This window comes from Sporolactobacillus sp. BBK16-2 (genome assembly GCF_059878335.1).
In genome coordinates, this window is sequence record NZ_CM187611.1 from 2,693,848 (window position 1) to 2,707,828 (window position 13,981).

Sequence of the window (13,981 nt, forward strand, 5' to 3'; positions counted from 1 at the left end):
GCCTTCACTTAACCAAAGATCAGTGAGTAAGATTTCATTTACTGCAAAAAAATACAGGTTCCCATATAGGAAACCTGTTTAAATGGCTTTTTTAATGGCATCTTCGCACTGTTTCATTCAGTACTCGCAGCCTCCTGCTTCAATAGAGGCGATGCGTGCTCATCCAAAGTAAGTCCGGCATCAATCGCTGCTTGAACAATCTGCCGAACCCACAATTCGGATTCGTTTGAAAGCAGTCCCTTCGCATACCATTCTCCTACTTGTTTACAAGCGAGCGGATAGCCGAGTTCTGCGGATAATAAAAGAAGATGCAGGCCTTGATTTTCGTCCTTTGCTACTTCTTGTCCACCGAACGAACCGCGCAGACGAATCTGTGCAAGTTCGTAGACTGCTTCCGGATGATGAAGACCTGCTGCCTCTTCAATAAGACACAAGCCGCGCTCCGGATTGGGTTCGATATCAGAACCGGATCCGAATGCCATACCAATCTGAAATAGAGCAGGGCTGTATTTTTGTGCGGCGCTGCGGAAGAGATATTCAACTGCGCGCTTGTCTGTAATGATCCGATCTTCTGCACTGTCCTTTTTGCTGAGCACCCATAGCTCGTATTGTGCAGAAGGCAATGTTCTTGCAGCCTTTAACAGCCATTGATAGGCGCGTTCTTTATTGATTTTATCATTACGTAATGACTTATATCCGGAAAAATAGTAGTGATACAGCGCAAATTGTGCTTCTGGATAATTCAGCGCTGCCGATGTTTCAATTAAGTGCTTTGCTTCGGCCAAATCAGCAGAAACATAAAATCCGTCGAGCAGCACATTAGCGTACCTGTACATTGCTGGTGCATCGCCACTCTTAGCAGCAGCTCTTAAGTAAGTTACTGCTTCACGGTGGTCCATCATCATCTCATTGCCCTGTTCATATTTATCCATAATCAAAACACATGCTCTTGGATTTCCTGACTGAGCAAAGGACTTTAACAGTTTAAGTGCCTTTGTCTGATTCTTTTCGCATAGAATATCTTTGTAGCGTCCCTCATAAAAGCCTTCATATTGCTTCATCTGAGCTTCCCAATCTTTCTGATCAGATGCTTCTTTTAGATAAGCAATTCCTTTATGATCATCCTTGTCCAAATAATGTCCATCTATGTAAAGATCCCCAAGTCGCGTCTTTGCTTTTGCAAGGCCATGATCCGCGGCAAAGATCAGCCATTTTAGCGCTTTTTCTTGGTCCATTAAAAACTCATTTCCCTGTTCAAAATAGTGCCATAGATCAAAGGCAGCATTAATACCGCCATGCTCCGCGGAGGAAAGCAGCCATGCATAAGCATCCTTTCTGTTTCCCTCCACCGGTTGACCTAAGCATTGGCCTTCGTATGAAATACGAAAAAGTAAATACTCCGCAAGAGACTGCTTTTTCTTTGCTGCCATCTTCAGAATGCCTAAATATTCTTGCGCGTCCTCAATTGAAATAAAGATCAAATTCTTCTCGTACGCGCCTGCCAAAGCTCTGACCGCCTTATCAAATCCGCTTTCCGCTGCTGCTTTCACATAGGTAAAAGCACGGCTGCCATTGTACGAAGATCCTTCAGGCAGGCAGCTGTATGCATAAATCATAAACTGAGCTTCCTTGTCGCCGTTTTCCGCCCATTTTTCACATGTTTTTAACGAAGACTCATCACTGATTTGAGCAGGCAATTTCTTAGTCGTGTCAGACTGTGCTTGCGTCTCGCTTTTTTTTGGCAGGTTTTTTATTGAATGATTCTTCCATTTTTCAGCTTCACTTTTATTATGGATCGTAAAGCGACTGTCGCTGTACAGTTCTGCAAGCCTATCTGCCGCTTCATAGGAACCGTGCGTTCCCAGCTCTTTTAGAAGAGCGACTCCCATGTTCACCACTTTATCATTATCCGCATTCCTGCTGATCCAATAATCAATTTTAGCCAATTGAACCTCTGTCCGCTGCTCGGTTTTGAGATAATCACGCATACGCTGATGCGAAAAAAAATCAAGCAAACCGCTTTTCGTTACCAGAAAATCTACGGATTCATAACTGAGCACTTCTCCGGTTACTTTATTTTCCAAACTAATTCTGAGATTGATCAAATCGCCATACGTGAATGATGGCATTGCCGCCTGTGGAATACTTATGGATTGCTTTTCTTGACGAAGCGGTAAGGAAAAGTCCAGCTCCCCATCTTCATTTCGAAATTCCGAACTTTCCGGTTGATCAGCCGCGTGCAAAGGCAGGTTTCCCGGATTTTGAAAAAGTTGAATGTTAATCACACGATGACGCCTTTGTCTCCAGCTTGTTAATGTACTTGCAACCTGCACCGAAATAGACAGCCTTGATTCGTCATCAATTGCGACATCTACTGCCATAGAGCTTTCAGACTTGTTTTCCATAAATGTCTCCTCTTTTTCATTTAATTTTGGCTAAACTGTACACATGTTGATCTATTCAGGGCCGTGTGAATCTTTCACGCACAAAAGGATGAACACTATCATTTTAATGGGATGATGTGAGAGAAACTATCGGACCAACCGCCTGATCCATTCCATGTTGATCGCTATGCTAGGCATAAGCAGCACATCTAATGACGTATATTCCGTTATTTTCAGAAAATAGCAATAGTTCATTTTATTAGTAAGCTTACGATAAAATTTATTTAATGTAAATTAAAACATGATCAACTTCTGCCCAAACAAAAAAAGCACCCGATATGCACAGCACATGGGTGAAAAAATTAGTCTCTTGAACCATTATGACTTCGTCAATACGTTCCTGAGACATAATTTGAGACCTGGGACTTAGTTCAAATCTTCTTCCATCAACTCAGCAATCAAATGTTCTGCTTCATGAGGACTCTTTTTTAAGTGGTCGACCACTCGTTTTCTCCTCTCTTGAGAATGATTTTGGCTCAGCTTGCATTTTCCTTCCATTCGATCAATAGACACTTTGAAAGCAACGATTCCTCTTAAAAGTCCGCTGATCATCGCAGGTGAAACTTCATCAACACGATATGGCCGGTGCTCATCTTCATAGTTCATCGTCATTAGTTTCATCACAGTCATGATTTCAGTAGGATCACTGATGATCTCTACCTTCCCATAAACGTGCACCGCCACATAGTTCCAAGTCGGCACCGCCTGCTCAGTTTCATACCATGAAGGAGATATGTAGCAATGCGGTCCATGAAATATGGCAAGTGCCTCCTGTGCGGCAATGCTTTTCCATTGTGTATTTGCTCGCGCAAAATGTCCGTACAGCACACCTGCCTTCCGGTCCAAAATCAAGGGTAAATGTGTGGCGCACAGCCCACCTTCCTGCACGGAAATCAAAGTGGCAAAACTGTTTTTCTCAACGACTGAGAACATAGCGTTTTCATCAGTCATCGTAAAATGCTTTGGACGATACATCATCAATCACCTCTTACAGAAAGAATAGAACTATGCTATTCTAATGAAAACATCCAATTGGATCCTTAAAAGGCCATCCAATTTAACGAGGAGACTGTTATGACCTTTCATCCGGACAACACAAATCGACTGCCTGTTTATCAGCAAATTGCCCGTCATTTTGAGCAGGACATACTGAAAGGAATCCTTCGCCCAGGGGATAAACTCCCTGCAGAACGAAAGTTGGCCATACAGATCGGTGTCAATCGTACGACAGTGGTTCATGCCTACGACCTTTTGCGTTCTTGCGGCATTGTGACATCAATTAAGGGAAGCGGGACTTGTGTCACTCAGGAACAATGGGGCGTGCGTCCACTTCATCTCCCAAACTGGCAGGACTATGCGAATGGCGGAACCTTTCTTCCGACACTGCCAATTGTGCAACGGCTCGCTGAAGCAAAGCAGCAAAAATTGGGGATCAATTTGTCATCCAGCGAACTGACTCAAGAGGATTACCCCATTTCAATACTTAAACAGATCTGCAAAGAGCTTCCATTCAACGGTTCGCTTGGTTATCCCGATCCTAACGGCTATGAACCGCTTAGAACAGCGCTTCATCAATTCATGGACACACAATTTAAAATGAACACCGATCCGGATGGTATCCTGGTAACTTCAGGTGCGCAGCAGGCGCTGCTGCTCATTACCCAATGCCTCTTAAATCCCGGCGAGGCAATCGCTGTTGAAAGTCCTTCTTATTTTTATTCATTGCCCCTGTTCCATTCGGCCGGACTACGTATGTACGGGGTGCAGATGGATGAAGAGGGACTCATTCCTGGTGAACTGGAGCATTTGCTCAGTAAGCGTTCGATTAAGATGCTTTTTTTAAATCCAACGTATCAAAATCCGACCGGACGAACGTTAACTGAAAGCCGAAGAAAAGAAGTGCTCGCCATTTGTGAAAAGTGGCGTGTGCCCATTGTTGAAGACGATGCTTATCGTTCGCTCGAGCTGAGTGATGAAACTCAAAGTCCGCAACCATTATTTTCTCTAGACGTCTCACACGAACGTGTTATCTATATCGGGAGTTTGTCAAAAACCGTTGCACCAGGACTGCGTATCGGATGGATCGTCGCACCCGAACCTGTGCTGAAACGGCTTCGTGAAGCCAAGTATCAAATGGATCATGGTTCAGACATCATAACGCAACAAATCGCTGAACATTATCTGTGCTCGAACACGTGGGAGAGGCAGGTTGAACGGCTGAGGCATTTGCTTGAGCAGCGAAGAAGAGCAATGGTTGACGTCTTGTCTACCCATTGTGGGGAAATACTCAACTTCACGGTGCCAAAAGGCGGTTATCATTTGTGGTGTCGCTGCATGCCGCATATTTCCGACACAAAGCTTCTTGAGGCATGTATCAAGGAAGGCGTGCTCATTGTGCCCAGAACCGTGTATGGTGCCCATCCTCGATTTGTGCGCCTGAGCTTTGCCTGCAATCAAGTGGAAAATATAACCGAAGGAGTCCTGCGCTTTATTAAAGCGATTAAGCAGTCCTCTCCGGCAGATGATTGAGGCTAAAAAGCAGAAAAGCGTTCATACTAACCTCGGGAGGTGCGTTCACTATGCGACTACTGATCTTGGCGGGTATTCTGCTCTTGTCTCAACCACAAAACATTAATGGCAATTTATCAATTATGTACCACGGAGACACGATTGCCACGGTTAATCGAACAGAGTTTACCTATCCATTTGCTTCTCTTCTAAATCAAGACAAATACGATCATTTAATCGATCACATTGCTCAAAAGGTCGATCAGGCACCGGTGAACGCTAAAATTAATGAGCAAGGTGCCATTGTTCCGGGGAAAAATGGACATAAGCTGTATCGTTCCGCATTCAAAAACCATTTTTATCGCTATTATTATGGCCATGGCCATGCAACAATGCACGCCCCGTTAATTAAGGATTATCCAAAGGTAGATGCGGAACTGCTCGCCCACATTCGCGTGCAGCGAATCAGCAGCTATGCCACCTTTTTTAATGCAGGGAATGAAAGTCGTGCGCACAATATTGATTTGGCAGCGAAGGCCCTCGACAACCATGTCGTCTTCCCTAACGAGATATTCTCGTTCAATCAGACGGTCGGCATGCGAACAAAACAGAAGGGCTATCGCTCCGCACCGATCATCGTCCGCGGGGAATTTTCCGAGGGAGTAGGTGGCGGGATCTGCCAAGTATCCTCCACCCTTTTTAATGCTGCCGATCGTGCAAGGCTCAAGATTGTGGAACGTTATTCCCACAGCCGCCGTGTCCCATATGTTCCATCCGGACGTGACGCCACTGTCAGCTGGTATGGGCCGGATTTTCGCTTTAAGAATACATACAACCAGCCAATCCTGATCCGCGCACATAAATATGGCGGCAGCATCTCCTTCGCGCTGTATTCATCCGACATGATCAATGTCGCGCCGCGCAAAGTACCGAGCGCCTCCACGCATCTCCCTAAAGAAGTTCACTTGGAAAAAGAAAGCCTGCATTCAAGCAAGCCTTGAAGTGGTACAAGTAACGCTACAGAAACTTTATGCCTAGACAGCATATGGTGATCCTGCAGCCTAACTAAGCGTACGCTGTTCTTCCTTCTCTAACTGTCGCAGCATCGCCGAAAAGAAAAAGAGACAAGTCAAGGTCAAGCCAGAGAAAATGATAATCGGTGGCAAAGTATTCACTTTTAGAAACCACATGGAGACAATCATAAGCGAAACGATATTCATTGCCGTCATTGCCGCGAAAAGAATCATTGGCGGAGCTAAGATGTACCCAATCGATCTCTTCTTAATGAGAAGGACTCCGGCCAGAATCATAAGCGGTAAATAAAACGAAAAATCAAGTGCGTGCACCGGATTTGATAAAAGTCCTGCTTTTGTGATACTCTCAGGCGTCTTGTCCGTCAGTATTGCCGGCAGTGCATCCGACAGCCACACCATTGCAAATACCAAAGCAATCATAATAAGAAAAATTCCAACTGATTTTACAGGGACAAGTTTTCCAAACCAAGACTTAAAAGAAACCTTTATATTCCTGTAAAAGAAATACAAGACAGAATAGATGGACAAACCAAGGATTACACAATAAAAAAGAAACAAGGAATTAAAGTGAAGCGCAAAGCAGTAGATCACAAAAGAATAAATATTGGTAATCATTGCTCCAAGCCAGATAAGAATGCCGACTCTGCTCCCTTTCGAAGCAAAAAAAGAGGAAAAGAATAACAATGGAGCTACAACAAACAGATTCGAAAAATCTTGGCCAATTGTCTGCGCATACCAAGCACTGGTCTCTTTTGCATAAGTAGCTGAATGCAAGATGCCGAAGCACGAGGTGATCACCATTAAAATAACTACAGGCACTGTGAAGAACAAAATGCCTTTATCCGTTTGTTTCATTATTGTTCCCCCTGTTCCATCTCGAACAAATTCTTGAATACTTGTCTCATGACTCTTCTTGCTGTGTGTATATCTTCATCAATTACTCCTTTGAATAATGCTTGAGTAAATACGAGTCCCTCATTTCTCAAATCACTCCAAAAATCCATGCTGTGCTTAGTCAGCTTAAGACGAGTCACGCGCGCGTCATTTTGATCTTTTTCAAGAACAAGCAGCCCCTTCTCCTCCAGTTTCAGAGCAATCTGTTTCACATTTTGATGTGAACTTCCCATTCCCCTTGCCGCCTCTTTAATGGTCGGCGCCTCGTCAAACAGGTTGTCAATGACAACGGACAAAAACCATTGCTTTGTCGTCACATCAAATCGTTTAAATTCATGTTGAAGCAGCGTATCAATCCGGTTCGCCGCGACAAAAATAAAGCCAAACAAGAACTGCTGATCAGGCATAGAATCAATTTTTTTAAACTGCATTTTTCTTCTCCTATACAAAAAAAGGTAATGTATTATCCATTTAGATAATACATTACCTTTTCATTTCTTACAAGTGGTCAATCACAATCCCCAATTTGAAAAAAGATTTAGCAATTAAAAACAGTATTTGACAAAAGCAGATGACAGTGATTAAATGGTATCTAACCTAATCGAGAGGAAAAATAAAATGAAAAAGTTGCAATTGGCTCAATCATACTTTAATGGCTTCTATTACTACTTTAGATAGTTCGTATCCGCTCTGGATACGAACGCAAACGCGTAAGTATCTAGAGTTGGGAAGCTGTTTTGGTCTGACCAACTAGATGCGCAAGATTAAATCTAATTGGTTGCCATTACAATCCGGACCTTTTTATTTTCCTGACGGAAATTCGTAACCAGTTAGATTAATCATCTGACTGGTTATTTTTTTACACTTTTTTGGGAGGAAATGGGGCATGAACACAATGACGAAATCAAACAAACTCAGACTAAGTATTTCTTTGTACCTGAACTATTTCGTTCATGGTATCGGACTATTAATTTTAACGCAAAATATGAGGCCGCTCAGCAGCGAATGGGGCACATCGATCGCAACCGTATCCTACGTTATTTCCGGAGTCGGAGTTGGTCGACTGCTCGCCTACTATTTTCTTGGCAGCTTGTCAGACCGCTACGGTCGAAAAAAAATTATTCTCTTCGGGATGATCAGCTACTCCATCTTTTTCATCGGAATCCTTTTGACCAAAGATTTTAAAGTCGCTTACCTGCTTGCAATCCTCGCCGGAGTGGCGAACTCGGCACTCGATTCGGGAACCTATCCAACCTTCTTGGAAATGAACCGCAACAATGGAGCGGCGAGCATCCTCATTAAAGCTGCGATGTCAATTGGAGAGTTTGTTCTGCCTCTATACATCGGCCTGAATGAAAATCTGGGCGGCTGGTACGGATTAAGCTTTATCTTTGCGGCTGCACTCCTACTGATCAATGCCGTGCTGATCAGCCAATCGCAATTTCCACTGCAAGCAAAGCCTGAGAAAACCGAACAGCATCATTTATTTTCTAATGGGAAGCTGTCAAAAGCAAAGATCGGTTTAGTCACCATTTTATCTTTATATGGTTACACCTCAATGGCCTTGATGATTCTCTTTACCCAATGGATCACGCTCTACGGAATTGATGTATTGCATATGAGCAATATGCAGGCGCACTTTCTGCTGTCGCTTTACAGCATTGGATCGATTGTCGGCGTTTTGCTGGTCTTCACTATTTTAAAAAGCGCGCTGATCAAAGAGGGCACACTAATGGTCATTATGAACGGTCTCTCGCTGCTCTTTCTTTTAACCGTTTCTTTTTCACTCAACCATTTAGCGGTCACCGTCGCATCTTTTTTCTTCGGTGTCACGGCAGCGGGAGGCATTATGCAGGTCGGTTTGACTATATTCAGCTCCATGTTTCCTCACGCTAAAGGGCGTGTTACGGCCATCTTTTTTTCTTTCGGAAGTATCGCATCATTCACAGTGCCCATTTTTACCGGCATGCTGTCTACGAGTGGAACAGCCTACGCCTTGCGCAGCGACCTTGTGATCGCGTCGTTTTCTTTAGTTCTCTGGATCATCGGTCATCGACTACTCTCTCTTTCAAATGACCAAACGGGTTATGAGACGGAGCGCAGCCAAATCAATTTTATCGATTACTGGATTCTTAAACTACTTCAATGGCGATTCAAACTTGCCAAATCAATCGGAATGAAAAAGATGAATCAAGGCCAGCAAGTCTTAGATCCTTTTCGGGAAAAAGAAATTATCTCGAGGATTGATCAGCGCGTAAAAGATCATGAGAATCGTGACCATTACCAGGAAATTTTCCAAACCATCTTAACAAATTCAAAGCAATGTCAAACGAACTTGCAGGAGAAAGGAAGAGTTAAATGATTTATTTTACAGCAGGAGAGTCGCATGGTCCGCAATTAACCGGAATTATTGAAGGGTTCCCAGCCGGACTTCACTTATCCATTGAGAAGATTAATCAGAAACTAAGTGAACGGCAAAAAGGCTACGGGCGCGGTTATCGCCAGAAGATCGAAAAAGACCAAGTCAAGATCACCTCCGGCGTGCGCCACAGTATCACCTTGGGTTCACCGATCACATTAACCATAACCAACATTGATCACAAACACTGGAGTGAAATTATGAATCCGGTCAATAAGCCCGATCCGGAAACGAACCTGCGTGAAGTGAAAAACCCGCGTCCCGGTCATGCTGATCTGGTTGGCGGCATGAAATACGGACACCGGGATCTGCGCAATGTGCTTGAGCGCTCATCCGCCCGCGAAACAGCGATGCGCGTTGCCATTGGCGCTGTCTGTACGCAGCTTCTGAATGAGCTGGGCATCCAAATCGCCGGTTATGTTCGACAAATTGGTCCCATTGAAGCTGATAGTGACCAGCTTTTAACTCCTGATCAAATTGAACAGGAAATCAGCCGCAATGATCTTCGTATCGTCAATCAAGATAAGGTTGAGCCGATTCATACGTTTATTGATCAAGCCAAAAAGGCAGGAGACACGTTGGGAGGAATCGTCCGTGTCATTGCCAAAAATGTCCCGGCCGGACTGGGGAGCTATACTTCATGGAACGAGAAACTGGATGCCAAAATTGCGGCGGCAGTTATCGGTATTAATGCGTTCAAAGATGTGAGCTTTGGCGACGGTTTTGACTTGGGTACAAAACCAGGCAGTCAAGTGATGGATCCTATCTATTGGGATCAAGATCAAGGCTGGTACCGAAGCAGCGATCATCTCGGCGGATTTGAAGGCGGTATGACAAATGGAATGCCACTGATTATTAACGCAGCCATGAAGCCGATCCCTACGCTTTACAAGCCGTTGCACAGTGTCGCGATTGATACAAAAGAAAAACATAAAGCCAGTATCGAACGCTCTGATGTTACAGCCATTGTTCCGGCATCGCTTGTCATTGAAGCCGTTGTCGCAATCGAGCTGTGCAAAATCATTTTGGAAACCTTTGATTGCGCGAGCATGGAACGTTTAAAAAAACAATATCGCGATTATTGCGATGAGTTGAAAAAATATTGAGGAGACCATGCCGGTGATTATTCATACTCTGGGACCTGAAGCAACGGACAGTTACCGTGCCGCGCAGCACTATCAAAGCACGCATCCTGGCGACATCCGGATTGAACTCCATGATTGTTTCGAACGTATTATTGAACATTTCAATGACTATCAGGGCGATTATTTTATGATCCCCACTGCTTTTAAGTCATGTCATGAACATCTTGATTGGGCGGACATTCACTATACCTACTTGGATCAAATGAAGCTTGTCACCTGCTTTCGTTATGCACTTGATCCGCTCGTCCTGATTCGGCGCTTAAGATCAACTATGGATGCTGCCTATACGCATCCGTCAACCGCAGCCTTGATGAAGAATTATTTATGCTCCATTCAAGATGAAGCTGTGATTCATTATACCGACAGTAAGTATTTGGCGTATCAGAACTACAGGACTGCTCAGGCTCGCTATGTCATTACCAACCAAAAAAATGTCCAATTGGGCAACGATGAACGTATTGAACGCACCTACACGCCGGACATGGTCTGGTGTCTCTATCAAATCTTGAAAAAAAACAGGTGATCATATGAAAACCCTAAGAACAAATCAGAAGCAAGGACTTCAAGGCGCACTTGAGGTTCCGGGAGATAAAAGTATTTCCCATCGAAGCATCATTTTCGGTGCAATCAGCACCGGCGACACGGAAATCACTCATTTTCTTTCCTCTGAGGACTGCCTGAGAACCATGCAGGCATTTGGGGATATGGGCGTATCGATTGAACGGACAAAAGATCATGTTCTCGTGCATGGCGTCGGATTAAATGGACTTCGGCAGCCAAACCATGCGTTGAATATGGGCAACTCAGGAACCACAACGCGGCTGATGCTCGGATTATTGAGTGGGCAGCCCTTCACCACAGAATTATTTGGCGACCAGTCACTAAGCAGGCGACCCATGAAACGGGTCACCGAACCGCTCAGCCAACTAGGCGCGCGGTTCAAAGTGACGGAGGACGGAAGATTGCCAATCACGGTTTACGGTTCACCGAATCTCAATCCCGTTGACTACCGCCTGCCGGTCGCCAGCGCTCAGGTAAAAAGTGCGCTGATCTTAGCAGGACTGTGTGCAAACAAGACATCAACCATTATTGAAAAGCAGCAAACTCGCGATCATACCGAACTTATGCTAAGCGCATTCGGCGGACAAATTGAAAAGCAAGGGCTGACACTAAAGGTAGCTGGAAAACCGAAGCTTATCGGTCAGCCCATTAGGGTACCTGGAGATCTGTCATCGGCCGCATTTTTCATTGCTGCTGGCACCCTCGTGCCGCACAGTGCGATTACGCTCCATAATGTCGGACTGAACCCGACCCGTACCGGTTTTCTTCGTGTCCTGAAGCGAATGGGAGCGAATATCACCATTCAGAATCGTTCAACTCATGCAGAACCTTCAGGTGACCTGCACATACGGAGTGCGTCTCTGCGTGCGATTGAGATTACGAGCGATGACATTCCAAGCGTCATTGATGAACTGCCTCTGATCGCTCTCTTGGCGACTCAGGCTGAGGGAACAACGAAAATAACCGGAGCTGAAGAACTGCGCGTTAAAGAAACAGATCGTATCACCGTTGTGGCTGCCGAACTACGAACGCTTGGCGCAGAAATTACGGAACTTCCTGACGGGATGATCATTCAAGGCGGAACACGACTTGCTCCGCAGGAAACCGATCAGGTGGACTCGCACGGAGATCATCGAATTGGCATGATGCTGGCAGTAGCTGCCTTACTTGTTAAAAGCGATCTGACCCTCGCCAATGAATCAGCAATCAATATCTCCTATCCCGATTTCTTCGCTGATCTGAATCAACTCATTCCATCAAGCAGGGCTGCTTTATGATGAAAACAATTGTCATCGACGGCTTGGGGCTCATCGGCGGCTCCATCGCCTTAGCGATTAGGCAGCAGTGGCCGGAGCATAAAATCATCGGTGTCGACATCAATCACCGTTCATTGACGCACGCAAAAGAAAAAGGGATCATTGATGACGGCTTTACACAGCTGCAAGGCTGTGCCGAAAAAGCAGACATCATTCTTTTAGCAGCACCGGTCTCCATCATCCTAAAACACATGGAGCAGCTGGCACAGATGCAGCTGAAGCCGGAAGTCATCATTACTGATGTCGGCAGTACAAAAAAGAAGATCATGGCTAAAGCATCCGTATTTGTTGATCAGGGTATTCTTTTTATCGGCGGACACCCAATGGCCGGTTCACATAAAACAAACATTACGGCAGCGAGGGCTGATCTTTTTCAGAGCGCTTACTACTTCTTAATTTCCGATACGCTCACCGATCAACATGCACAAAAAGCAGTGGGTGAACTGCAGGCATTACTCTCAGAATTGAATGTCAAATGGCAACTTGTTTCGGCGCAGCAGCATGACCAAATTGTCGCTCAGATCAGCCATTTGCCGCATATTATCGCTTCAGGATTAGTCAACATGGCGCAAAAGGAATTCAGCAGCTCAACTTTATCTTTAAAACTAGCTGCCGGCGGTTTTCGAAGCATCACACGGATCGCGTCCTCCGATCCGGACATGTGGACAGACATACTCTTAAGCAATCGTCAGACACTCATTGACAAAATCGACACGTTCAGCAAGCTTTTGAAACATGTCAAAGAAGCGCTCCATTCATCAGATCGCCATGCCATTCAAAACTACTTTCAACGTGCCAAAATTACTAGAGACAGCATCAATGCCCAAGCTTCCAGCTATGCACCTAATTTCTATGATTTATTTGTCAACATTCCCGACCGGGTGGGTTCAGTCGCCGAAGTGACACGGGTTTTGGCAGAAGCAAAAATTAACTTAATCAACATTCATATTTTGGAAATCAGAGAAGAAATTAATGGCATTCTTCAGTTGTCCTTTTCCAACCAAAATGATCTTGCGGATGCGACATGTGAACTTAAGCAGCATGGACTGTCCGTAGTAAGGGGTGAATAAGAAATGGTACACAGCATACTCGTCGGTTTTATGGGAAGCGGCAAAACAACCATCGGACAACTCTTGGCAGAGCGTCTGAACTGCCCCCATCTCGATTTAGATGCACTCATTGTCGCGCATGAGGGAAAAACAATTAATCAAATTTTTGCGGACCATGGTGAAGCATACTTTCGTTCATTGGAATCGGAAATGCTTGCCGAAGCGTTCAAACGTGAAGGCATTCTTTCCACCGGCGGAGGTACTCCGGTGCGCTCCATCAATCGCCGTTTATTAATAAATTCATGCATCCCTGTCGTGTATTTAAAAGCATCTCCAGAAGTGATTAACAATCGCCTACAAGGGGATCAAAGCAGACCGCTTTTTCAATCACTGGACCAGAAGAAGCTGATTGAGCTTCATCACGAAAGAGAAAATGCCTATGAGCAGTCATCAACAATTAAGTTGACTACCGATCATAAAGAGCCGTCAGAAATCGTCCGTACGATTTTGAAAAGTATCACTGCGTCTGTTCAATGAGAAATGCGTCATTTAATCGGGGTAACGTTGCATCGCTTTTCGTTGCACCATTCATTTTCATGATGAGAAAGGTG

12 protein-coding genes are annotated in these 13,981 nt (G+C 44.8%); 8 read left to right on the top strand and 4 right to left on the bottom strand.

Annotated elements, in window-relative coordinates; genetic code table 11:
• Positions 1 to 113: 113 nt before the first annotated feature.
• Positions 114 to 2,405 carry a tetratricopeptide repeat protein gene (locus AC6F33_RS13320; protein WP_500777255.1) on the bottom strand — a complete coding sequence of 764 codons (2,292 nt, stop codon included), beginning with the start codon at positions 2,403 to 2,405 and terminating at the stop codon, positions 114 to 116.
• Positions 2,406 to 2,810: 405 nt separating this feature from the next.
• Entirely contained in the window at positions 2,811 to 3,419 is a 609-nt protein-coding gene (locus AC6F33_RS13325; RefSeq protein WP_500778165.1) for an FMN-binding negative transcriptional regulator, read from the bottom strand.
• 99 nt (positions 3,420 to 3,518) lie between these two features.
• Here AC6F33_RS13325 and AC6F33_RS13330 point away from each other — a divergent pair, with 99 nt between their 5' ends.
• Together AC6F33_RS13330 and AC6F33_RS13335 are read left to right on the top strand one after the other, a co-directional pair.
• Positions 3,519 to 4,973, top strand: coding sequence for an aminotransferase-like domain-containing protein (locus AC6F33_RS13330; RefSeq protein WP_500777256.1), 1,455 nt, complete (start codon positions 3,519 to 3,521; stop codon positions 4,971 to 4,973).
• Between the two features lie 50 nt (positions 4,974 to 5,023).
• On the top strand, positions 5,024 to 5,953 hold the full coding sequence (locus AC6F33_RS13335; protein ID WP_500777257.1) for a VanW family protein: 930 nt from the start codon (positions 5,024 to 5,026) through the stop codon (positions 5,951 to 5,953).
• A 60-nt stretch (positions 5,954 to 6,013) separates the two neighbouring features.
• Here AC6F33_RS13335 and AC6F33_RS13340 read toward each other — a convergent pair whose 3' ends face one another.
• Entirely contained in the window at positions 6,014 to 6,841 is an 828-nt protein-coding gene (locus tag AC6F33_RS13340) for a hypothetical protein (RefSeq protein WP_500777258.1), read from the bottom strand.
• On the bottom strand, positions 6,841 to 7,311 hold the full coding sequence (locus AC6F33_RS13345) for a MarR family winged helix-turn-helix transcriptional regulator (RefSeq protein ID WP_500777259.1): 471 nt from the start codon (positions 7,309 to 7,311) through the stop codon (positions 6,841 to 6,843). Before AC6F33_RS13345 ends, AC6F33_RS13340 begins: the two co-directional genes overlap by 1 nt.
• Positions 7,312 to 7,766: 455 nt before the next feature.
• Here AC6F33_RS13345 and AC6F33_RS13350 point away from each other — a divergent pair, with 455 nt between their 5' ends.
• Genes AC6F33_RS13350 through AC6F33_RS13375 form a run of 6 tightly spaced genes read left to right on the top strand, consistent with a single transcriptional unit; the run spans position 7,767 to position 13,907 of the window.
• Positions 7,767 to 9,242: an MFS transporter gene (locus AC6F33_RS13350; protein WP_500777260.1), complete on the top strand. Its 1,476-nt coding sequence runs from the start codon at positions 7,767 to 7,769 to the stop codon at positions 9,240 to 9,242.
• Positions 9,239 to 10,405 carry a chorismate synthase gene (gene aroC / locus AC6F33_RS13355; protein ID WP_500777261.1) on the top strand — a complete coding sequence of 389 codons (1,167 nt, stop codon included), beginning with the start codon at positions 9,239 to 9,241 and terminating at the stop codon, positions 10,403 to 10,405. The genes AC6F33_RS13350 and aroC overlap by 4 nt, the downstream gene beginning before the upstream one ends.
• A 7-nt stretch (positions 10,406 to 10,412) precedes the next feature.
• Positions 10,413 to 10,967, top strand: a complete 555-nt coding sequence (locus tag AC6F33_RS13360) for a hypothetical protein (protein ID WP_500777262.1) — start codon at positions 10,413 to 10,415, stop codon at positions 10,965 to 10,967.
• A gap of 4 nt (positions 10,968 to 10,971) precedes the next feature.
• Positions 10,972 to 12,282, top strand: a complete 1,311-nt coding sequence (aroA, locus tag AC6F33_RS13365; RefSeq protein WP_500777263.1) for a 3-phosphoshikimate 1-carboxyvinyltransferase — start codon at positions 10,972 to 10,974, stop codon at positions 12,280 to 12,282.
• Positions 12,279 to 13,391 carry a prephenate dehydrogenase gene (locus AC6F33_RS13370; protein ID WP_255748912.1) on the top strand — a complete coding sequence of 371 codons (1,113 nt, stop codon included), beginning with the start codon at positions 12,279 to 12,281 and terminating at the stop codon, positions 13,389 to 13,391. The genes aroA and AC6F33_RS13370 overlap by 4 nt, the downstream gene beginning before the upstream one ends.
• Positions 13,392 to 13,394: 3 nt before the next feature.
• Positions 13,395 to 13,907: a shikimate kinase gene (locus tag AC6F33_RS13375; protein WP_255748914.1), complete on the top strand. Its 513-nt coding sequence runs from the start codon at positions 13,395 to 13,397 to the stop codon at positions 13,905 to 13,907.
• The last annotated feature ends 74 nt before the right edge of the window (positions 13,908 to 13,981 follow it).